General features: G+C 53.6%; 19 protein-coding genes. 7 read left to right on the top strand and 12 right to left on the bottom strand.

Translation table 11 applies throughout. The features are described 5' to 3' along the window. Nucleotides 1-22: 22 nt before the first annotated feature. Both IVG45_RS08070 and IVG45_RS08065 read right to left on the bottom strand, forming a co-directional pair. Nucleotides 23-1,804 (bottom strand): GspE/PulE family protein, encoded by a 1,782-nt coding sequence (locus IVG45_RS08070; RefSeq protein ID WP_196437318.1) that lies wholly within the window; start codon nucleotides 1,802-1,804, stop codon nucleotides 23-25. Nucleotides 1,805-1,892: 88 nt separating this feature from the next. Further along, nucleotides 1,893-2,441, bottom strand: a complete 549-nt coding sequence (locus tag IVG45_RS08065; RefSeq protein WP_196437317.1) for a response regulator — start codon at nucleotides 2,439-2,441, stop codon at nucleotides 1,893-1,895. Between the two features lie 46 nt (nucleotides 2,442-2,487). Here IVG45_RS08065 and IVG45_RS08060 point away from each other — a divergent pair, with 46 nt between their 5' ends. Then, nucleotides 2,488-3,210 carry a DUF6901 family protein gene (locus tag IVG45_RS08060; protein WP_230874805.1) on the top strand — a complete coding sequence of 241 codons (723 nt, stop codon included), beginning with the start codon at nucleotides 2,488-2,490 and terminating at the stop codon, nucleotides 3,208-3,210. Nucleotides 3,211-3,213: 3 nt separating this feature from the next. On the opposite strand, the gene IVG45_RS08055 is transcribed toward IVG45_RS08060, so the two are convergent. Next, a complete protein-coding gene (locus IVG45_RS08055) occupies nucleotides 3,214-4,506 on the bottom strand; it encodes an HD domain-containing phosphohydrolase (RefSeq protein ID WP_196437316.1) in 1,293 nt (430 codons plus the stop codon). Between the two features lie 14 nt (nucleotides 4,507-4,520). Further along, complete coding sequence (locus IVG45_RS08050) at nucleotides 4,521-6,287, bottom strand: bacteriohemerythrin (RefSeq protein ID WP_196437315.1); 1,767 nt, start codon at nucleotides 6,285-6,287, stop codon at nucleotides 4,521-4,523. A 276-nt stretch (nucleotides 6,288-6,563) separates the two neighbouring features. On the opposite strand from IVG45_RS08050, the gene ald reads away from it, so the two are divergent. After that, the gene (gene ald, locus IVG45_RS08045; protein WP_330165395.1) at nucleotides 6,564-7,676 is read left to right on the top strand and encodes an alanine dehydrogenase; all 1,113 of its coding nucleotides are present in this window, start codon (nucleotides 6,564-6,566) and stop codon (nucleotides 7,674-7,676) included. Nucleotides 7,677-7,703: 27 nt separating this feature from the next. Continuing rightward, complete coding sequence (locus IVG45_RS08040; protein ID WP_196437313.1) at nucleotides 7,704-8,603, top strand: LysR substrate-binding domain-containing protein; 900 nt, start codon at nucleotides 7,704-7,706, stop codon at nucleotides 8,601-8,603. 1 nt (nucleotide 8,604) lies between these two features. Here the strand turns inward: IVG45_RS08040 and IVG45_RS08035 are convergent, their stop codons facing one another. Together IVG45_RS08035 and IVG45_RS08030 are read right to left on the bottom strand one after the other, a co-directional pair. Beyond that, a complete protein-coding gene (locus IVG45_RS08035; protein WP_196437312.1) occupies nucleotides 8,605-9,192 on the bottom strand; it encodes a Uma2 family endonuclease in 588 nt (195 codons plus the stop codon). A gap of 85 nt (nucleotides 9,193-9,277) precedes the next feature. Continuing rightward, on the bottom strand, nucleotides 9,278-10,699 hold the full coding sequence (locus IVG45_RS08030; RefSeq protein ID WP_196437311.1) for an Nramp family divalent metal transporter: 1,422 nt from the start codon (nucleotides 10,697-10,699) through the stop codon (nucleotides 9,278-9,280). Nucleotides 10,700-11,528: 829 nt separating this feature from the next. Between IVG45_RS08030 and IVG45_RS08025 the strand changes: the two genes are divergently transcribed. Then, the gene (locus IVG45_RS08025; RefSeq protein WP_196437310.1) at nucleotides 11,529-11,912 is read left to right on the top strand and encodes a NifB/NifX family molybdenum-iron cluster-binding protein; all 384 of its coding nucleotides are present in this window, start codon (nucleotides 11,529-11,531) and stop codon (nucleotides 11,910-11,912) included. Between the two features lie 77 nt (nucleotides 11,913-11,989). Here the strand turns inward: IVG45_RS08025 and IVG45_RS08020 are convergent, their stop codons facing one another. Further along, nucleotides 11,990-12,523 carry an REP-associated tyrosine transposase gene (locus tag IVG45_RS08020; protein WP_196437309.1) on the bottom strand — a complete coding sequence of 178 codons (534 nt, stop codon included), beginning with the start codon at nucleotides 12,521-12,523 and terminating at the stop codon, nucleotides 11,990-11,992. Between the two features lie 363 nt (nucleotides 12,524-12,886). On the opposite strand from IVG45_RS08020, the gene IVG45_RS08015 reads away from it, so the two are divergent. Beyond that, nucleotides 12,887-13,768: a hypothetical protein gene (locus IVG45_RS08015; protein ID WP_196437308.1), complete on the top strand. Its 882-nt coding sequence runs from the start codon at nucleotides 12,887-12,889 to the stop codon at nucleotides 13,766-13,768. Between the two features lie 200 nt (nucleotides 13,769-13,968). Here the strand turns inward: IVG45_RS08015 and IVG45_RS08010 are convergent, their stop codons facing one another. Further along, entirely contained in the window at nucleotides 13,969-15,252 is a 1,284-nt protein-coding gene (locus tag IVG45_RS08010) for a DUF2130 domain-containing protein (protein WP_196437307.1), read from the bottom strand. 182 nt (nucleotides 15,253-15,434) lie between these two features. Between IVG45_RS08010 and IVG45_RS08005 the strand changes: the two genes are divergently transcribed. After that, entirely contained in the window at nucleotides 15,435-16,511 is a 1,077-nt protein-coding gene (locus tag IVG45_RS08005) for a PA0069 family radical SAM protein (protein ID WP_196437958.1), read from the top strand. Nucleotides 16,512-16,526: 15 nt separating this feature from the next. Here the strand turns inward: IVG45_RS08005 and IVG45_RS08000 are convergent, their stop codons facing one another. Genes IVG45_RS08000 through mtnA form a run of 3 tightly spaced genes read right to left on the bottom strand, consistent with a single transcriptional unit; the run spans nucleotide 16,527 to nucleotide 18,495 of the window. After that, entirely contained in the window at nucleotides 16,527-16,730 is a 204-nt protein-coding gene (locus tag IVG45_RS08000; protein WP_196437306.1) for a DUF1289 domain-containing protein, read from the bottom strand. Continuing rightward, nucleotides 16,727-17,464 carry a sulfate transporter CysZ gene (gene cysZ, locus IVG45_RS07995; protein WP_196437305.1) on the bottom strand — a complete coding sequence of 246 codons (738 nt, stop codon included), beginning with the start codon at nucleotides 17,462-17,464 and terminating at the stop codon, nucleotides 16,727-16,729. Before cysZ ends, IVG45_RS08000 begins: the two co-directional genes overlap by 4 nt. Next, nucleotides 17,458-18,495 (bottom strand): S-methyl-5-thioribose-1-phosphate isomerase, encoded by a 1,038-nt coding sequence (gene mtnA / locus IVG45_RS07990; RefSeq protein WP_196437304.1) that lies wholly within the window; start codon nucleotides 18,493-18,495, stop codon nucleotides 17,458-17,460. The genes cysZ and mtnA overlap by 7 nt, the downstream gene beginning before the upstream one ends. Nucleotides 18,496-18,568: 73 nt before the next feature. On the opposite strand from mtnA, the gene IVG45_RS07985 reads away from it, so the two are divergent. Continuing rightward, nucleotides 18,569-19,879: a TRZ/ATZ family hydrolase gene (locus IVG45_RS07985; RefSeq protein WP_196437303.1), complete on the top strand. Its 1,311-nt coding sequence runs from the start codon at nucleotides 18,569-18,571 to the stop codon at nucleotides 19,877-19,879. 98 nt (nucleotides 19,880-19,977) lie between these two features. Here the strand turns inward: IVG45_RS07985 and IVG45_RS07980 are convergent, their stop codons facing one another. Next, on the bottom strand, nucleotides 19,978-21,528 hold the full coding sequence (locus IVG45_RS07980) for a mechanosensitive ion channel family protein (protein WP_196437302.1): 1,551 nt from the start codon (nucleotides 21,526-21,528) through the stop codon (nucleotides 19,978-19,980). Between the last annotated feature and the right edge of the window lie 203 nt (nucleotides 21,529-21,731).

The raw sequence follows: 21,731 nt of genomic DNA, 5'->3' as shown, positions 1-21,731 counted from the left end.
AGGGCCAGAAACCGGATCAGGCTTACAAATCGATCCGTTCCGGCGCTACCCGCATGACTTCTTCGATGGTCGTGATGCCGGCGGCCACTTTTTCAGCGCCGCTGAGGCGTAAAGGGCGCATGCCTTCCTTGATGGCCTGTTTTTGTAATTGGGTACTGTCGCAACCTTCCACGATCAGCCTTTGCAGGGTAGGCGTGTTTTCAAGGATCTCATAAATACCGATGCGGCCGGCAAAGCCGGTATTTCGGCATTGCTTGCAACCGACGGCTTGATAGATGACTCGCGGGGTAGCCACTTTAAAGGGTGACACCAACGCTTGCCATTGTTGTTCATTTACCGCAACAGCGGTCTTGCAGCGGCACAATACCCGAATCAGGCGTTGAGCCATGATGCCCAGCAAGGTTTGCTGGATCAAATAGGCCGGTACACCGATGTTGAGCAATCGAGTCACGGCGGCGGGTGCGTTGTTGGTGTGTAGGGTGGAGAAAACCAAATGTCCGGTCAGCGAGGCCTGTACCGCCATTTCGGCGGTTTCCATGTCGCGAATTTCGCCCACCATGATAATGTCGGGATCTTGCCGCATCAGGGTACGGATGCCGCTGGCGAAATCCAGGCCGATATTGGCTTGCACCTGCATTTGGTTAAAGCTGGCCTCGATTTGTTCGATCGGATCCTCGACTGTGCACAGGTTGATTTCGGGCGTGGCCAGCCGTTTAAGGGTGGAGTACAAGGTCGTGGTTTTGCCGGAACCGGTGGGGCCGGTGACCAAAATGATGCCATGGCTTTGGCAGGTCATATGGTTCCAGATTTGCAGTTCCTGTTTGTTGAATCCGAGTTGTTCGTAGTCGCGTAATAACACTTCCGGATCGAAAATCCGCATCACCAGTTTTTCGCCAAAAGCGGTCGGCATGGTGGAAAGCCTGAGCTCGATCTCCTTGCCGGTGACGTTTTGAGTCTTGATCCGGCCGTCTTGCGGCAGGCGTTTTTCGGCGATATTCATCCGTCCCAGAATTTTTAGCCGGCTCAACACCGCATTCAAGATAGGCTTGGGTAACTGGTAAACCTGATGCAGAATGCCATCTATCCTGAAACGTACATTACCCTGGCTGCGGCGGGGTTCTATGTGAATATCGCTGGCGCGCTGATCGAAAGCATATTGCATCAACCAATTGACCAGATTCACCACATGCTGGTTGTTGGCATCCAGATCGGCGGATTTACTCAGTTCGACCAGTTGTTCGAAATTTTGTACGGCGGCTCTGTCGTTTTGCCCGGTTTGGCTGCTGGCACCCTTTAGCGAGCGGGAAAAATTATAAAATTCGTCCAGATAACGCTTGATTTCATCGGGATTGGAAAAAACACAGCGAATCTGGCCGCTATGCATTTTGGCCAAATCCTGCTTCCAGGAATGCACGAACGGCTCGGCGGTGGCGACGACGATTTCCTCGTCGCTGATTTGGATCGGCAGAATGTTGTAATTGCCGGCATAGGCCTTGCTGAACAGTGTAGTGACTTTGGCGACATCGATCCGCAACGGGTCGAAATAGTAGTAGGGCATGGCTAATCTATTGGCCAGCCATTGGGTTAAGTCTTCCTGAGTCAGCAGCTTGCCTAGACGGGATTTGTCGGCCAGTTCGCACTCCGCCAGTACTTTCAGCGGATGTTTGTGTTTATTGATCCCGGCCTGAGCGTATTGCCGGCATTTGGTTAAATCCTGGGGCGAAAGTATGTCGTCCTGTTCCAGCCAGCCTATGATTTGCTGAATGTCCAGTTTTTGGTCTTCCGATTTACTTTCTTCGCGCATGAGCCGGATGATGTTCGGTTAAGCCGGCGTAAGTGGTAAAACGGCTAGATATTGTTGTGGAAACGGCCTTGTCGGTTACCATCTGGCGTTATAACTCGCTGTCAAATTCGGATTCATCCAGAATAATCGAGCCATCGGGAGCCCAGTTGACCTTGGTAATGCCGGGTTCTTCCGCTTCCAAAGCCCGTAAAATGGCTTCCTGTTCATTCAGTAGGGCTTGTTGGCGCCTGACCTGGTCGGCAAGCATCTTGTTTTCTAGTAAGATATTTTTTAGTTCCAGGCCTTTTTCAACGGCATGAACAATTTCCAGATTATTCCAGGGTTTATTGATAAAGCGAAAAACCCCCAGGGTATTGATAGCATTTTGGGCGGCGTCGAGGTCGGCATAACCGGTGACTATGATGCGGATAGCATCGGGTTGGATAGCCATGAATTTTTCCAAAAAATCCAGGCCGTCCATCTCCGGCATTTTGTAATCGGAAATGACTAGGTCGAACTCCGCGTTTTGCGCCAACAACAAGCCTTCCTGGCCGCTGGTGGCGGTAGTGGTCGTATACTGCTTTAAAACTCGGGAAAGCGCTTTCAATATGTTAGGCTCATCATCGACGAGTAGAATTTTTGCGGTTTCAATATTCATGGCAGTGATGTTTTTGTTTTTTCCATGGCTTATAGCATAAAGGAAAATGATGACTTTGGAAGTTTCGGACCAATCACGATGGCTGTTTTTATATAAGCTGTTGTTTGCTGGCGGGGATAGTCTGGAGTTCCCTATCCACATCGACAAAGCCACCAACAGCTATATTGCGCCAAAACAGCATCCTCGGCCTTTTTGGGCCGAACTGGATTATCAGCAATGCAGTAATTGCCCGTTGTCGAAACAAGATACGCCTTTTTGTCCGGTAGCCGCCAATCTGGTGCCGCTGATTGAATTATGCGGCGCCATGGCTTCGCATGATGCAGTGCGCTTGGAAGTCATCACCCCGGAGCGTACCATCAGCGGCGATACCACCGCGCAGCGGGTGTTGAGTTCGATTCTAGGCCTAATCATGGCCACCAGTCCTTGTCCGCATACCGAATATTTCAAGCCGATGGCACGCTTTCACCTGCCCTTGGCCAGCGAGGACGAAACCATCTATCGGACGACATCGATGTTTTTGCTGGCGCAATATTTTCTATACAAGGATGGAAAGGCCTATACCATGGAACTGGATGGATTGGCTGACATATACAAGGAACTGCAAATTATTAACAGGGCCTTGGCCCGGCGGCTGAGGGCGGCAATTAGCCAGGATGCGGCGGTCAACGGTATTGTTTTGCTGGACTTGCTGACGCAATCGGTGTCATGGTCGATTGAGGATGGACTGGAAGGTCTGCGTTACTTATTCAAGCGCTATGGAGTCGATTAATCACTAGACCCGTACCCGCAGGATAAGATCCTTGCTGTGTTTACGCATATCCAGGATTTTGTCGATCTGGCTCTGGCTGAGGATTTGGTCCTTTAAAAAAAGGATGCCGTTGTGAATAATCTCGACGGCTTCCATGCCGGGTTGTAATTGAGTCCAGGATATTTCAATAATCGGCCGTTGATCTTCGGCGGTTAATTCCGCCAGCATGCATAAAAACCGATCCACTACATTCGGATCGTATAAGCTGTCTTTTTTTTGTTCTAAACGCTTCTTGGCATCGTCGATACTCATGGCCGAACCGGTGATGAAGCCGTCCAGGCTGCAGATGTAGTCGCGTATCACCGCCAATATTCTTGAACCTAGAGGGATTTTGTCGCCGGATAAACCGTGCGGTTCGCCGCTTCCGTCATAATGCTCATGTTGATGCAGAATCAACTCGGCGGCGTTTTTCAGATGCTCGATACCGTTCAGCAAACTCCAGCCTTCCTGGCCGTGACTCAAATAGCGCCTTTTGCCGGCCGTCGACATCTGATTCAAGGGTTGCCAAAGTAAACTATCCGGCAGGCTGATCTTGCCGATCTGTAACAGCAGTCCGGCATACAAAATGTCTTTGATCGCATCGCCATCGGCCCCCATGCGCTGCGCCAGCAGTTTGGCATTCTCGGCGATGTATTTGGAATGGCCGCTTTTGATGCCTGGACGCATTTCGATGATGCGGGCGAAGGTTTTAATGGTATTGGTGAATTGTTTTTTCAGCGCATTATGCGCGCCGTCAATCCGCTGCAAAGAGAGTTTCAATTGTTCGGTGCGAAGTTGAACCTTGTCTTCCAGCTGCTCGTTCAGTTCCTTCAATTCCTGATTTTGTTGATGGATAATCGCAAACAGTTGCTGGCGTTCCTCGCGCAAACGTTTTTGTTCCAGCGCATTATTAACCAGGATTTTTAGTTCGTTGTCTTCCCAGGGTTTGCTGCAATAGCTGTAAATCTTGCCCTTATTGACCGCGGTCACGGTCGACTCCAGGTCGGCGAAGCCCGTCAACAGTATGCGGATGGTGTCCGGCCATCGCTCGGCGGCGCGGGACAGAAACTCGGCACCGTCCATTTGCGGCATGCGCATGTCGGAAATAATCAGATCAATCGGATTATTTTCGAGCAGTTGTAAGCCTTGTTCGCCATTTTCGGCCAGCAGCACATTGTAATCGGCCGAACGGAACAGCCGTTTCAATGCCTTGAGGATATTGGGTTCGTCATCGACGAACAGCAAGTTGGCGGGGGAGGCGAGGGCAGTGTCGTTCATGGTTTCAAGACGGGCTAGGCGTCGGCATCGAATGGTTGACAAGGTAAAAATACTTTAAATTTACTGCCTTTTCCGACAGTGGATTCCAGCTCGATTCGGCCCTTGTGGTCTTGAATGATTTTATAGGACAACGACAAACCCAAGCCCGTGCCTTTGCCGACCGGCTTGGTGGTAAAAAACGGATCGAAGATTTTCGAGCGTATCTCTTCCGAGATGCCGTTGCCGCTATCTTCCACTTCAAACCAGACCCAGTCCTTGCCTTCGTAACCGGTGCGGATGGTCATCTTGCCGAAGTCGTTTATTGCCTGAGCCGCATTCACCAATAAATTCAAAATTACCTGATTGATTTGGCTGCCGACACAGACAAAGGGTTTGACGCCGGCGTATTCCTTAACGATGTCGGCTTTGTACTTGATTTCGTTATTGACGATATTCAGCGTGGCATCAATACCGGCTTCCAGATCAAACTGGCTTTGATCCTGTTTATCGACATGGGAAAAATCGCGCAGATCCTGCACGATTTTTTTGGCGCGGGTGGCGCCTTCCAAGGCCTCCTTAACCAGATCGGGGATATCGGCTTTCATGAAATCCAGATCGACACTTTTCTGCAGCCTTTGGAAGTCGACCACCAGCGGGTTGTCCGCCGGCATTTGTAGCGCAAGCACTTGAGCCGCCTCAATGATTTTCAACAGTTCCTGAATATACTGCTGCAAGGTGTTGAGATTGGAGTAGATATAGCCCAAGGGATTGTTGATTTCATGGGCGACACCGGCCGCTAGTTGGCCGAGCGAGGCCATTTTTTCGGATTGAATTAAATGGCTCTGCAAATCCTTCAGTTGCCGATTCAAGGCCTGCTGCTGATCCTTTTCGATGGCCAATTTGGTGTTGGCATCGACTAACTGCCGGGTACGTTGATTGACTTGCAGCTCCAGATTGGCCTCGGCTTGCTTTTGCAGGCTGATGTCCATGCCGAAACCCATCAGTCCGGCGTATTGGCCGTTTCTACGAACTCGCGGTACTATTTTTTCCAATATCCAGACCGTGTCCTGACCGGGCCGGTTCAGCCGGTATTCGACTTGCTGCTCGGATAGTTCTTGGCTGGCTGTTTGGTAAATCCGCTCAACCCGCTCAAGGTCGGAAGGGTCTATGGTTTTGTGCCAATTGCTTTGGCTGATGTTTTGTTTGGAGAGGCCAAAGGTTTGCGACCAGAACCGGTTGCAGAAAATAGGCACATGCTTATTGTTACTGATCCAGATCAAGGCCGGCAGTTGATCGGCCAGTTCCCTAAAGCGGGTTTCGCTTTCACGCAGAGCCGAGTACAGATTGCTCTGCATGATGTCGGTCTGTTCCTGTTTGATTTGGTCCACGCTGACCGAGGCGTTCTGGTTGAGGGCCAGGGCCATTTGCTTATCCGAAAACAAGATATGCCCCATCAGCCATTCGACCAGAAAGTCTATCAAACTATTGGATACGGTATCCGGATCGTTTTGGGCTTTGCTTTGTTCCTGACGGATGCGCTTGACGAACTCCTGGTGTTGAATCTGGTGTTTGCCGAACAGTTCGCCGTCATAGCCCGAGTCCAGCATCAATTGCTCTTCATTGTCGAAATGATAATGAGCGTAGTCCACCAACTCGTCGATCAAGCTCAACACCTTTTGCGGTTCATAGCCAAGCGCCACGGCTTCGTCGAGTTGATTCAGGATGGCGACCAGATGTTGGTGTTGTTGATCGACCGACGGTATACCAAGGTTAAGCTGATCGCTCCAGGTTAAAATAGCCATAGCATTTTTTTGTCCGAATAAGTGGGGTCATTCTATAGAATTTTCAGCGTCCTTGGCTGGTTTGGTTCGTATCGGCCGATAATACACGAACAGTCTTAAATGACTAAGTTCGGATGTTAACTTATTCTTCCGCTAACCGATAGCGATCCGCAACCACCCGTCCTTCGCGGCCTGGCTTGCCGTTAACAGTGATTGACAGCCATTGCCGGCTTAGCAATACTCTATCGATGCGCAAGTCCGAATTACTTACTCATCGGGAGTTATACCGTTATGCATGTGGGTTTGATCAAAGAAATCAAAAGCAAAGAATACCGTGTAGGTATTACCCCAACCGGGGTGGCGGCGTTAATCGCGCGTGGCCATCAAGTCCACGTCGAACAAGGTGCCGGTATCGGTTCCGGATTTAGCGATCAATCCTATGAGCAAGCCGGCGCAAAAATTGTCGGCACCAAACAGGCCTGGGATCAAGAGTTGGTGGTGAAGGTCAAGGAGCCGATCGAACCGGAGTATCGGTATTTGAAGCAGCAAATCGTCTTTACTTACTTTCATCTGGCCGGCGTGCCTTGGGCCTTGACCGAGGCCTTGCTGGCCGGCAAAACCAGCGCGGTGGCCTACGAAACCCTGGAAGACGAAAACGGCCGATTACCGCTACTGGCGCCGATGAGCGCGGTGGCCGGCAATATGTCGGTGCAAATGGGCTGCCACTATCTGGCCTGTTGCAATGGCGGTAAAGGCGTCATGTTGGGCTCGGTGCTGGGTAAGCGCCACGGCAATGTGTTGATCATCGGCGACGGAGTGGTCGGTAGCCACGCCGCTCGCACGGCATACGGTTTGGGCGCTAACGTGACGGTGGCCGGCTTGTTTCCGGAAAACGCCGCCCGCTTACAGCATGAAATTTCCAGCGAGATTGGCTTCGTGATTTCCGACCCGGCCACCATCGCCGAGCATGTGCGTAGCGCCGATCTGGTGGTGGGCGCGGTATTGACTCATGGCGCCCGTGCCGCGCATGTGGTGACCGAGGCGATGGTAAAAACTATGCAACCCGGTTCCGTGGTCGTCGATGTCAGCATCGATCAAGGCGGCTGCATCGAAACCGCGCATCTGACCACTCACGAAGCACCGGTTTTTGAAAAACACGGCGTGGTTCATTATTGCGTCGGCAACATGCCCGGCGCCTATCCTCGTACCTCCACGCTGGCCTTGACCGATGCCACCTTGCCTTATCTGCTGAAGCTGGCCGACAAGGGCTTGTCGGCCCTGGAGCAGGATGCGCGATTTGCTAAAGCGCTAAACACGTACCAAGGCTATATTACTTGTTTACCGGTGGCGGAGGCTTATGCGATGCAAGAACATTTCCGGGCCTTTCCGGCTGCTTTCGCCAATGCGTAAAGTGGGGAAGAGCGGGATCGATTTGACATGAACTTGAATCAACTGGAATTGCTACGGGTATTGCAGGAGACCCAGTTCAATCTGAGTAAGGCCGCTGAAAAAATGCATGTGGTGCAGTCGGCGGTGAGCCGGCAGCTTCAGTTGCTGGAAACGGAGCTGGGTTCGCCGTTGTTCGAACGCCATGGCAAGCGCCTGCTGGGGTTGACACCGCTGGGCGAGCGGATTATCGAAGAGGTGGAGCAGATTCATCAGGCCAAGAAGAATATTCAAAGCATGGCCGATGATTTTCGCGATAATCGCAACGGTACCTTGCATATCGCCACCACTCATACCCAGGCCAAATATCTGCTGCCGGTGCCGGTGCAAAAGTTCCGAGAAAAATATCCCGGCATCAAGATTTATATGGTGCAGTCATCGCCGGATAATCTGATTAATCTGTTGCATCGGCATCAGGCCGATATTGCCATTTGTACCGAGAAGCTGGCCGAGGACGACCGGTTGGTACTGAAACCGTGTTACCGATGGCATCACGTCGCGGTCGTACCCCAGGGGCATACGCTGACGGAAGGCAAACTCAGCTTGCAGCGTTTGGCGGCGCAGCCGATTCTGACTTACAGCCCCGGTTTTACCGGACGTTCCGCAATCGAAAAAGCCTTCAACGAACAGGATTTGCATCCCGATATTGTACTGGCCGCCGCCGATTCCGACGTGATCAAAACCTATGTCAGGTTAGGGCTGGGTGTGGGCATCATCGCCGAAACCTCGTATGAACCGAACAAGGACAGCGATCTGGTGGCGCTGGATTTGGGGCATCTGATACAGGCTTCGGTTACCAAAATCGCTTATCTGAAGCAGCTTTACCTACCGTCGTATTGCCGGTATTTCATCGACGAGTTGTTGAAGGAGGCGGAAACGAAAAGGCACTGACTCAGCTGTTTTGCTGCCTGAATTCGTTCATGTCGGCATTGTCGACCCGGTCGTAGATTTCCTCGACCGTTAAGGTCAGTCCGATCGACTCGAACGTGACGCTATCGCCGAGAAAATAATAGTCCGACCGCCAATGGTTACTCTTGCGTAAGACCTGCACCGAGACGATATCCTGTTCGATCAGTACATATTCTTGCAGCGACGGCAGATTGATGTAGCGCAGCAATTTGGTCGTGCTGTCGGTTTTGCGGGTAGAACGCGATAGCACCTCGACGATGATCAGCGGCGAGGTCGAGAAATAATCTTCGCCGCTCATTTGGCTGCAGTCCACCAGTACGTCGGGATAGACATAATCCTTGCCGATGCGGACTTTGATGTCGGCCATGAAAGTCGCGCAGGGCGTGCCTTTTAGATGATTTCTAAATTCGCCGAGGATGTTGGCTGATATGCAATTATGGTTATAGCCGGCTCCGGCCATCGCATGGACTTGGCCGTCGATATACTCGTGTTTCACCTCGGAAATCCGTTCGGTTGCCAGATACTCCGCTTCGCTCAAATACATGCCGTCCTGTTGCTGTTGTAATGCCATGAGTCGCCTCCGTAGGGTTTACTGGTTGTTTTAGGCGGTATTGTTAGTGACAAATCACCGAAAAACAAGACCTGGAAATGGGTTATTAACCGCTTAAAACCGAGCCTATATACAAGGCCGCCAACAGCAGATACAGCACAAAACTGAGGCCCAACAGCCACGGCCGATGCGTGGGGCGCGCCCATTCCGGCAGATGCGGCGGCAACAGTCTATGGTTCAGCAGATACAGTGCCACCGGAAACAGGATGGTGCCGATGAAACCGATCAAGGCACTGGTCAAAATCAGCGGCCCCGGCGCGTCGAGTTGCATGGTGAACGAGGTGATCAGCGTCAGCAGGCCCAGGAAAATGTAATACCACTTGCGCGCCGGCCAGCGGCGGCTTTCCGGAAACAGCGTCAGCACGATGTCGGCCTGGATCCGGCTGACCGCATCGGCCGTCGCCAGCCAGGTGTCGGTCAAAAACGCCGCCGCGATCACCAAAAACAACAGCCGGCCGATTTCGCCCCAACTGACCGCGAAGAACTGGCTTTGCACCACCGCCAGCTCGTATTCCTGAGGCAATAGGCCTTTCGGAAACAGCAACGCATAGGCCAGCAGGCACATCATCAAGGTGGTCAGCAGATTGCCGAGAATGCCGACCATGATGTCGATGCTCAAGAATCGGCTCCAGGTCGACCAGTTGTTCGCGCTTTGCGGCTCGTCGGCGGGTAGGAAACCGTCGCTGAGCACGGCTTCCTCGGTACCGCCCAGGCCGGTGATGCGTCCCGCCAGGCCGGCCATCGCCGCGCCCTTGTCGCGCAGCCAGTAGGAATAAAACAAAATCCAAAAGCCGCCCAGGCCGGCGAAGGTGATGGCGGTCAGCAGCTTGCTGGCGTCAGCCGCGTCCCAGGGTCGAGGCATCTCGCCCACCGGGCCGAGCAAGCCTTGGGCGAAGGCCGGCAGCGTCGCCAGTACGTCGCTTTGCATGCAGGCCGACAGCAACCCCACCACCGTCACCAGCGCCACCAGTTTCATGAAGCGCTCGATCAAGGTATAGACCACGCCGCTGGCTAGAATCGCGCTCAAAAATACCGCGATCGAGGCATAACCCCAGAACAGGCTTTGCCCGCGCTGGCTCCAGCCTTCCGGCCAATGAGTCAGTTCCGCCATCGCCGTGCCGCCGGCCGACGCAAACGCGCCGAACCACAGAAACGAGACGCTCATCAACAGCCACAGAAATATGCCGAAGCCGCGATGCAGGCGAATAAAGCCGTGAAAAATACTCTCGCCGGTCAGCATCGTGTAGCGGCCGATTTCCAGATTCAGCGGATACTGCAACAAGCAGGCCGGCGCCAGCAGCCACAAAAAAGTCAGGCCGTATTTAGCGACCATATACGGCCACCAGATCAACTCGCCGCTACCCTGCGCCAACGCCATCCACACCACGCCGGGGCCGAGCGCCGCCCACCAGCCGGGAAACGCCGGCACGACTCGGCGGGAAAGTTGATTCAAATCGGTGATGTTCATGGCGAGTGTTCAGCTAAAAAATGCGCGAATTATCCGGGCAATCGCGTTTCGATACCAGTCCATTACGGATTGGATTGATTTTTGAGGCAATTTTTGAGAAAGCTTGTAGTCATTGCCGATGCTGAATATATCGTTTTCCTAACGGAGTCAGCACGCTGAGCGGAGTCGAAGCGAACAATTGACTTAGCCTACTTCGGCTTTGCTCAGCACAGGCCAGCTCAGTCAACGGCAGTTTTTGGGATGGAGTAAATTGATTGCCATAGATTACCTTAGACTCACAAACTGGAGACAAGACGGTGCGATTCTCGCAAAAAGCGGCAACATTCACTTTTTGACCCGGATAGTTCTCCCTTTGAGCTCGGATAATCTCCTGTAGAGCCGGACAGTCCTCTCTTTTTTTCCGGCCGTCCGAGTTCTGAGCTCGGACGATCTCCTTCCGAATGGCAACGATGCCGAACAATAACTCGACGGCCCAAGTAAAAGCCTGGACGACCGAGAAAATAGCCCAATCATTTTGATCTACAAAGAGAATGTTGCATCTTCAACGGAGATCAGCGGATATTTTTATCGGTATGATCTGGTTCTGGTTCTCAAGCTCCTGCTTGGGAACCCCATCCTCGGAAGCTCCGGCTTCCCGACTTCATCACCATTCTCCATTGTCCCCACACCGAAGCGTGGAAACGATGACGATAAAACAAGCGGCCAGCGTCGTGTACAGTAAATCCTTGCGAAGAGCGGGGTTATTTTTGTAAGCTGACCGCATCGAAACTCGGAACGCTGTGAAATACCGGGACTCGGCAGCATCATTTTCAAACTCAAGGGGGTAGCGATGGAAGAAAAAATTATTGCCGTGGCGGTTGATCAGGATGGCAACATTGCCGCGCATGCCGGGCGGGCGCCAAAGTGGATGGTTTATCTGATAGACGGCGAATCGGCGGCCCAACTCGCCTGGACGCTCGATCTTACCGAGATCGGCAGCCTGCACGAATGGCATGTGCGCGGCGACGGCAACCGCCATCCCTTGCATTCGGTCGATGTTGCCATTGCCGGATCGGCCGGAGACGGTGTCATACGCCGTCTGGCGGAGCGAAATACCGAATTGGTGACCACCAGCGAGACTTCGCCGCTCAAAGCCGTTGCCGCCTACCTGTCCGGCGAATTGGCTGCGGGCCTGCCTCACGACGAACAAGCATGCCTCAAGGGAGAGCATTGAAAGAACGCCTTTCTCCTGGTTCCCAAGCTCCAGCTTGGGAACCCACACTCCCCGGAAGCTCCAGCTTCCCGAGAACATCACCAGTCCCAAACCACCTCGATCAACCCCTCCAAACCCGCATAATTCCGCGCACTGGAGTAACGCCAATACTCCGGCAAATCCACATAACCGCGCTTGACCGGATTCCGGTGGATGTAATCCAGTTTCTGCCGCATTACTGCCTCGGTTTCGATCAGTTGCGGATGACTGCCTTCCTCCCAGACTTGATACTCGCTTTCGGTTTTATGCGGCCGCTTCAGTAACGCCAGTAATTCCAACACCCGCGCCGAACCGCTTTGTTGCAGACAGGCGATGATTTGCTTGGCGGTATAAGCCTTAAACCGCTGCATGTCCCGGCTCAAATCCGGCGAGATGGCGATCAGATGCAGGTGATTTTCCAGAATCACATAACCGTACAGTTGAAACCCGCTTTCGCGCTGCAAAAACCGCCATGAATCCAATACGATATTTACCGTCGCCGGGCGGGTAAACAGTGGCAGCCACTGATTGATCGTCGCGGTCAGGAAGTGCGGGCTGGGATTTTGCAGGACTCGGTAGCGGCTGCGGGTCATGTGGCTATGGTGAGTTAGGTGGAACGGAAGCTGGGGCTTCCGAGGGGTGAGGTTCCCAAGCTGGAGCTTGGGAACCAGAAAAACCAGAAAAAAACGTTGCACTTAGTATTACAACGGATAGATCACCACGTATTCACGCGCACCCCCATGTTGCCGCATTATTACCGTCATCACCTTGGTGAAGCAATACCGCTTTTCTTTGGGTCCTTTGCCTTCGCCTACTTTTTCACTTCTCACAGGGCCATGGCTGGACTTTCATCAGCCAGCTGACTACCATGCCAATCGCACTGCTTGGTTGCCTCGGCGAGTCCCATCCTGTCGATGGCTGACAGTTTTTAAAATATTCAAAAACCTTGGTTATTCATGGAAGCTAATATTGAATTGGAAGATTTGAGAAGGGAAGTACAAAGAAAACTGGGTAGAAACGTTATTTCGTTTCAGCAGATTGAACACATGTTGAAACATATGCTGATACACCAAGATATTAAAGTTTGGGATGCCCAAGGAAAAATGCAATCAAATCTGGAAGAACGAAAAAATACCTTTGCCAACCAGACTCTTGGAAACGTTGCAAAACATTTTGTTGAAAACGTATTTTCAACTTTTGAGCAAGATGATGATAATCAAAGCGTTGCTGAGGAAATTTCAAAATTCCACATGTCTTTTACTAGAGGCCCGATGCTTTGTGATGAGGACTTTTATAACCAAAGAAAGAATGAGCTCGCCGCACTGATAGCTGAGCGAAATGATTTGATTCATCATTTTTTACCAAAGTGGAATTTTGGCAATTATGAAAGTCTAAAGGCAGCCGAGCAATATTTGGATCAGCAAAGAGAAAGGGTTCATCCAGAACTTGAGCTTATCAAATCTATTGCTCAGAAATTTGACGAAAGAGGGAAACAACTAGTTGAGTATTTCAAATCTGATGAGGGTAGGAAGGAACTTGAGCTCTCGCTACTAAGGGATACTCGCCATATTGCTTCGCTAGTCGTATTTGCAATTAGAAGAAAGCGTGATGATGGGTGGGCTGTACTGGATGCTGCTCGTGTTTTTATTCATCAAAATGTTGATGAAAGTTGGTTGGTGGAAGAGTTGACTTGGATAACAAAAAGACATGGATGTAAAACACTTAGGGAAATTGCTGACAAATCTGAATATTTTCAGATTTGTGAAGAAGCAACCAATAAAGGCGGTGTTCGAATTCTCTATCGAGTCAAACCAGATCTGGAATTCGATATTCAGTAATCGTTTAACGTATCTAAATCGTATGGAAGTCCAGTCTGTGCGCTAGTTCCCAAGCTCCAGCTTGGGAACATTATCTCGGAAGCTCTAGCTTCCTACCCACATCCAGACTGAAAGCTGGAGCTTCCAAGGCAGGGGTTCCCAAGCCGGAGCTTGGGAACCAGGGTCCAGAGCGATCAGGCTGGAGCAGACTGAACAGCCGGTCAATCGAACTCATCATCCACCCCCAACGCCCGCATCTCCAAACCTTCGATCTCCTGCAACGACTTGCCGGCGATGCCTTGCAAGTCGCCGTACATCCCGACGGTGGCGTTCATCACCCGCTCGATTTGCGCCTGGCGCTTGGCCCATTGCTTCGTGATGGCCTTGCGCTCCTTGTCCAAATCTTCCTGCATGGTCGAGAAGGCTTCGACGATGGCTTCCACCCGGTGGCGGAAGCGGGGGCCGGTCAGGTATTGGTAGACCATCTCGGTTTTGCCGTGTTGGCCTTCGGCGGCTAAGCGGGCCATGCCGACTTCCAACAGGGTATGGCGCAGCACGGTAGCGACGGGTAGCGCGGCGCGCGGGCTGGTTACCCATATGCCGTCGACCACTTCGAAACTGTCCACGCCTTTGGGCAGGGCGTGGCTGACCAGCACGGCGATGTCGGTCTTGGCGTTGCGCTGGTCTTCGCGCAATTTGACCAGCCAGCCGTCGCTCCAGTTTTTGGTGCGCTTGGCTTCCCAGAGGATGCTGCCGGCAGTCTGTCCCGCTCCACTTACTACCCGTTGCAGCAGGTCGCCGCCGAATTCGCCCTTGGCGACCGGTTCAATGTTGTCGAACGGAAACTTGGCGCGCAGCAGGTTTTCCAGTTCCAGTTCCTGCACTTCGCCTTGCAATTGCTGTGAGCCTTGTTCGGCCTTTTGCTTGAGTTCCTCGATTTTTTGCTGCATCGAAGCGATGGTCTGGTCTTTTTCCATCACCCGCAGTTTCAGGCCTTCCTCGGCTTCGCGTTTGGCCTGGTTGCGCACTTCGGCCAGATTGGTCTGCACGCGTTTTTCGATGGTCAGTTCCAGCTCGCGCTTGGCGTCGTCCAGTTCGCGCTGTTTCTTGATCAGCTCGGCCTGGGCTTGCTGAGCTTCGGCCAGTTTTGCGTCGCGGACTTTCAACACTTCGTTCAATTCGACCAGTTCCCGACTCTTGTGCTCCAACTCGGCGGCGGCAGCTTGTTTGGCCTTGCGGGTTTCTTCCTCGATAACGCGCTGGCGTTCGGCTTGCAGTTGTTTGGCGACTTGTTGAGCGACGTGATCGTCCAGGCCGCGCTTGGCCTCGGCCAGTTGTTTTTCCTGATCGCGGATGCCTTGTTCGCGCAGGGCGATGGCTTGGTCTTTTTGCTGCAGTTGTAGTTCGAACTGTTTGCGGGTGGCGGCTAGTAAGGGCGCCGCCAGCGATTCGGTCAAGGGTACGGCGCTGCTGCAGTTGGGGCAGGTGATGGTGGCTTCGGTCATCGGCAAAGGGGGCGGATAATGGTTAGGGAGGGCATGATAAAGGCGAACGTAGGATTTAACTAGCTCCCAAGTTCCGGTTGGAGTTCCCAAGCCGGGGCTTGGGAACCAGAATGTTGATTTTGCCGGATAAAGCCTCAAAATTGCGCGACCTGTTTTCCTTGCCGAGTAACCGACCAGCTCCCATGCCCAAACCCCTGATCCACAAAGGCCGAGGCAGCATCAGCAATGTTGCCGGCCGCTTCGAAAAACAAAGCGGCCAAGCCGAGGACGACGGCTGGGGCAGTCTGGACGCCGAACCGCCGCCGCTGCAAACCGAGATCATCGTCGACAGCAGCAAATCAGTGATTACTTACAACGATTCGCCGGATATTCCATTCGACCGTTCGATCAATCCGTATCGCGGCTGCGGACATGGCTGCATTTATTGTTTCGCCAGGCCCACTCATGCTTATCTGGGCTATTCGGCCGGACTGGACTTCGAGAGCCGCATTCTGATCAAGCCCGATGCGGCCCGATTGTTGCGTGAGGAGTTGGGTAAGCGCAAATACCGTTGCGCGCCGCTGGCCCTGGGCAGCAATACCGATCCCTATCAACCGCTGGAGCGGCAACAGCGGATCATGCGCCAAATTTTGGAAGTGCTGGCGGAAACCCGCCATCCGCTCAGCATCGTCACCAAATCCGCGCTGATCGAGCGCGACCTGGATATTTTGTCCGAGATGGCCGGACAGGGCCTGGTTTGGGTCGGGATGTCGATTACCACGTTGGATCGCGACTTGGCGCGTAAGCTGGAGCCGCGCGCCGCCGCGCCGCAACGCAGGCTGGATGCCTTGTCACGCTTACGCCAGGCCGGAGTGCCGGCCGTGGTGATGGTGGCGCCGATGATTCCGGTGTTGACCGATCACGAGCTGGAAGCCATCGTCAAGGCCGCCCACGCTGCCGGCGCGCTCAGCGCCGAATACATATTGTTGCGCTTGCCGTTGGAAGTGGCGGATTTGTTCGAGCAATGGCTGCATCAGCATTATCCGTTGAAGGCGGAACATGTGATGAAGCGGGTGCGTGACAGCCGGGGCGGCAAGGCCTACGATGCGGCTTTCCACCAACGCCTGCGCGGCAGCGGCGGCTATGCCGATCTGATCGCGCAGCGTTTCCGCTTGATTTGTAAAAAACTGGGCATGGATGGCCCGCAGCCGCCGCTACGCACCGATTTGTTCCGCAAGCCTTCAGCCGGCGGACAGATGAGTTTTGATTTTTTCGATTGAGGCTTAGGCGATTTCCTATTGTTTCTGCAATTTTTTCAGGATGCTTTTACTGATCGCGGCGACGAATTCCTCCGGGTTGTCGTATTGTTGTTCCTGAATAAAGGCAACCGCCGCTTGCACGATTTGCTTGGTGCCGGCGATTTCCAGGTGTGAACGGCCGCAGCCTTCGCAATGGGTGCCTTCCTTGGTGCATTGGTCGATGCAGGGATTGAATTTCATGATGTTGGCTCTGTATTGGATTGAGAAAGTTGATGGACGTAAATAGTCGCGCCGATCACGGCCGCCTGGCCGATCAACAGGTTGACGATGGGCAGGGTCAAGGCCATGCCGGTGACGCCGCCGAAACTGAGCACGCCCCAGCGCGACTGTTGCAGAAACTGTTTTTGTTCGGGAAATGTCCGGCCCCGGCTTTCCAGCGGATAGGCCATGAATTCCATCGCGATGCCCCAGGCGGCGAATAGCGCCCATAATATCGGGGCTATCAGATTGACGACCGGGATTAAAAACAACAGCAGCAACGGCAGGATGCGGATCAATAAATAGCCGATGCGTTTCAATTCACCGACAAACACCTTGTCCCAGGGTTGTTCGGCTATCGGTGTATCCTGGCCGAGAACGATTTGCAGGGCCTTGGCCGACAATTGGCTGTAGTAGGGCGCCGCGATCAGATTGGCGAACAGGGTAAAGGTAAAAAAGCCGATCACCAAAAAGCTGACGAAGAACAGCGGCCACAAGATCCAGTTCAGCCACGACAGCCAGTCCGGAATGAACTGGTGGATCAGCGCCGAAACCGAATGGTAGCCCAACACGAAGGCGCCGGTGTACAGCACGCTATTGATCAGCAATGGAATCAACAGATATTTGCGCAGTTGCGGGTGATTCAGCAGCTTGATGCCTTGCAGCAGACAGCTCAGCGCGAATAAGGGATTGTTGCCACTTTTAAGGTTTAACATGTTTGCAGACTCCTTACGCCGTGTTGGCCGGGATTGATCACCGCGCCGCGCTCGGTGACGATGGCGGTGATCAGTTCCGCCGGGGTGACGTCGAATACAGGGTTCCAGGCACCGACCAGCGAACCGTCTTGCAGATAACAGTCGGCCAGCAGTTCCTTGGGATTACGTTCCTCGATCTCGATGCTGTCGCCGCTTTCCAGGCTGAAATCGAAGGTGGAGGAGGGCGCGGCCACCATCATCTTGACGCCGTGCTGTTTGGCCAATACCGCTAGCGAATAAGTGCCGATCTTGTTGGCGACGTCGCCGTTGGCGGTGATGCGGTCGGCGCCGACCACGATCCAGTCGATTTTACCGGATTTCATCAACCAGGCGGCGGCGGAATCGGCGATCAAGGTGGCCGGGATGCCGTCCTGGGCCAGTTCCCAAACCGTCAAGCGCGCGCCTTGCAGCCAGGGCCGGGTTTCGTCGGCATAGACGTTCTGCAGTTGACCGCGCTTGTGGGCGCTACGAATCACGCCCAGCGCGGTGCCGTAGCCGCCGGTGGCCAGGGCGCCAGCGTTGCAATGGGTCAACACCGCCTTGGCGTCGCCGATGATGTCGGCGCCGCGTTCGCCCATCGCGTGATTGGCGGCGATGTCGTCGCTATGAATTTGTTCGGCCAGTTGGGTCAATGCGGCAATCGGTTCGGCCGGTTGCGTCGCCAGCAGGCCGTGCATTTTGTCCAGCGCCCAGAACAGATTGACTGCGGTCGGCCGGGAGGCCGCCAACTGCTTGATGTCTTGTTCGACAGCGGCTTGCCATTCGCTGTTTGGAAAATGCCGCATGGCCGACAGCACTACGCCGTAAGCTGCGGCGATGCCGATGGCCGGCGCACCGCGCACCCGCATTGAGGCAATGGCTTCGGTCACGCCGGCGGCATCCTGGTATTCGTCATAACGAATTTGTTCCGGCAACAGTCGCTGGTCCAGCACCTTCAGGCTTTGCCCGGTCCATTGCAGCGCTTGTACGGATAATTGTTTAGGTTCGGTCATGGCGTGAAACACTTTAGATAAGGATTGATGGAATTGAGAAGGTATAATCGCGATTTTTTTCGCGGGGAAAAACATGCAGGTTGATCTTCTCATTCAAGCGCGCTGGATTATACCCGTTGAGCCGGAATCCGTAATCCACGAAAACTACAGTCTGGTGGTCGACGACGGCAAAATCGTCGATTTGCTGGATAGCGCCGAGGCCTTGCAAAAATACCAGCCGCGCCAGTTGGAAAGGCTGGATCAGCATGTATTGATACCGGGCCTGATTAACTGTCATACCCATGCCGCAATGTCGTTGTTGTCCGGGATTGCCGACGATTTGCCGCTGATGGACTGGCTGCAAAATCACATCTGGCCGGCCGAGCAAAAATGGGTCAGCGAAGCCTTTGTCCGTGACGGCACCGATCTGGCGATAGCCGAAATGCTGCGCGGCGGCACGACCTGTTTCAACGACATGTATTTCTTCCCGGATATAGCCGCGCAACAGGCGATAGCACATGGCATACGGGCCAACATCGGCTTGATCGTGTTCGATTTCCCGACGGTGTGGGCCGAAAACGCCGATGTCTATCTGGCCAAGGGTTTGGCCTTGCACGAACAATTGCGGCATGAAGGCTTGATTACCACCTCGTTCGCTCCGCATGCGCCCTACACGGTGTCGGATGAACCCTTGCGCAAAATGCTGACGTTCGCCGACGAAATGGATTTGTCGATTCATATGCATGTGCATGAAACCGCGCATGAAGTGCGGGAACAGATGCAAAAAACCGGACAAACGCCGTTGCAGCGTCTGAACGATCTGGGTTTGCTGACGCCTTCATTCATGGCGGTGCACATGACCCAGCTGTCCGCCGAGGAAATTCAATTTTATGCCGGAACCGGCGGCCACATCGTGCATTGTCCCGAATCTAATTTGAAACTGGCTAGCGGTTTTTGTCCGGTAGCCGCCTGTCTGGAAGCCGGTATCAATGTCGCGCTGGGTACCGACGGTGCCGCCAGCAATAACGATCAGGACATGCTGGCGGAAATGCGAGTCGCCGCGCTGCTGGCCAAGGGCGTGTCCGGTAGGGCCGATGCGGTGCCGGCGATGGAGGCTTTGAAAATGGCCACTATCAACGGCGCCAAGGCCTTAGGGCTGGAGGCCGAGATCGGTTCGTTAACGATAGGCAAGGCCGCCGATCTGGTGGCGATCGATTTGAGCGAGGTCGAAACCCAGCCGGTATTCAATCCGCTGGCGCAAGTCGTCTATGCCGCCAGCCGGCATCAGGTCAGCGATGTCTGGGTGGCCGGTAAAAGACTGTTGAACAAACGCCAGTTGACCACGCTGGATCTGAATGAACTGAGGGAAAGGGCCGCAGTTTGGCAGCGGCGATTGCACGAGTGAAGTCGGAGCCGGTCGATATTCGCCGTTCGCTGAGCGGAGTCGAAGCGTTCGGCTCCGCTCAGCGAACGGTAAGGCTTCAACAGCATGGGTCGACGAATCTAGCCGTCAAGCTTGAAGAAACTGCGGATGCGTTCCAGAAAATTGCTCTGATGCTGCGCCATCAAACGGGAGACCGATTCGTTATCCAGTTCCTGCTGCAAATTGTCGATGTTAAGGCGGCGGCTGGCCAATAAATTGCTGATTTCCACCGCGATCTCGGGGCGTTTGTTCAAGACTTTTTCAAACGACTCCTTGTCCAGCCGATAGGCCAATACTTCCGAATTGGCGATCACGGTAGCGCTGCGCGGGTCGCCGGTCATCAAGCCCATCTCGCCCAAGAAGCATCCGCCATGGATGGTATTGATCTTCCGGCGTCCGCCGTCCGGGAGTTCCAGGAATAGGTCGGCCTCGCCGCTGATGATGATATAAAGCCAATGGGCGATCGCGCCCTGGCGCATGATGATGTCGCCTTGCACGAACGGGGTGTAGACCAGTTGTTCGGCGATTTCGGCCAGTTCGTCGTCATGCAGGGTGTTGAATAGTTCCACTTGCTGCAAGGCATCCATGCGTTCCTTGATCCGCTTCAGGCGTTTGTTTTGTTCATAATTGTCATCCTTGTTGGTCAAGTGTATGTGATAGTGCGGATAGGGCAATTGTATGCCGGCACGCTGCAGCGCGGCATAGATTCGGCGGCGGACCACCGAATCCGTGCCGTTATCCAATTCAATATCCTGTAACCAATAAAGCAGCGCGTAACGCGAGGCGCTGGGGCTGAAATCCATCAACACGCAATTAGCCGGGGGGGTGTCGGCGACATTCATGATATTGCCGTTTCGGATCGCGTTTTGGGCGATGTCGATGACCTTGCCGGCAAAATGTTCGTAACCCACTTCAAAATCGATTTTGCGTCGCCATTGCAACGGTTTGCCGCTACGGCGTCCCAGTACCGAAAACTTGCCTTTCATCAATAAGCTGTTGGGGATGATGACGGTTTCCCAGTTGCGGGTTTCTATCGCGGTATAGCGCCAGCGGATATCCGAGACCCGGCCGTTGATGTCGTCGATTTTGACCCAGTCACCCACTTTGATCGAATTATCCAGTTGCAATGCCAAGCCACCCAGCACGTTGCCCAGGGTGTCCTGCATCGAGAACGCCAGTACCGCCGTCATCACCGCCGACGTGGTCACGATGCTGGATAACTCCAGGCCGGCGATGTGCAGATGCATCATCAGCCAGGCGCAATACCCGGCCAGTTCGGCCAGATCTTCGAAAATGCGTATCAGTTTGACGCGGCAGGTCGGTAGGATCAGACGAAACAAGAACATGCCGGTAAGCCGAATGACCGCCAGGCCCCCGGCAAAAAAACTGAATTTGGATAAGCCCGAGGCAAAGGCGCCGCCTCCCAAGGCGGTCAGCATGCCGCTTAATACCAGGCCAACCAGCGTGATCAAGAAAAACAGCGAACTGGTGGCGACCGGCTTCCGGTGCTGGGGACACCAGTACCAGAGCGAGGCCGAACTGGCAATGGCGAGGATCAGCAATAAACCAAACTGGTTTTGTTGCTGGGAGAATATATGTAAGCCGCTCAAAAAATCTTGAAATCCTGGCATTATGTGTCCTTGAGAATATTAAACTATGTAGTGCTTTAAGCAGAATTAGGTTTGACGATAGGTTCGAAAACGACAGCCTTAATATAGAATCGACACGAATATTCGCGGATAATGGCCCAAGCAGGCAGCCGATTAAAGCGATTCGCTTACAACGCCATGTCTGTTGGCAATACTATCCGACCAGGACAAACCGCGCCATGCCG

This window comes from Methylomonas sp. LL1 (assembly GCF_015711015.1).
GTDB lineage: Bacteria > Pseudomonadota > Gammaproteobacteria > Methylococcales > Methylomonadaceae > Methylomonas.
This window is presented reverse-complemented; position numbering and strand designations above follow the sequence as displayed.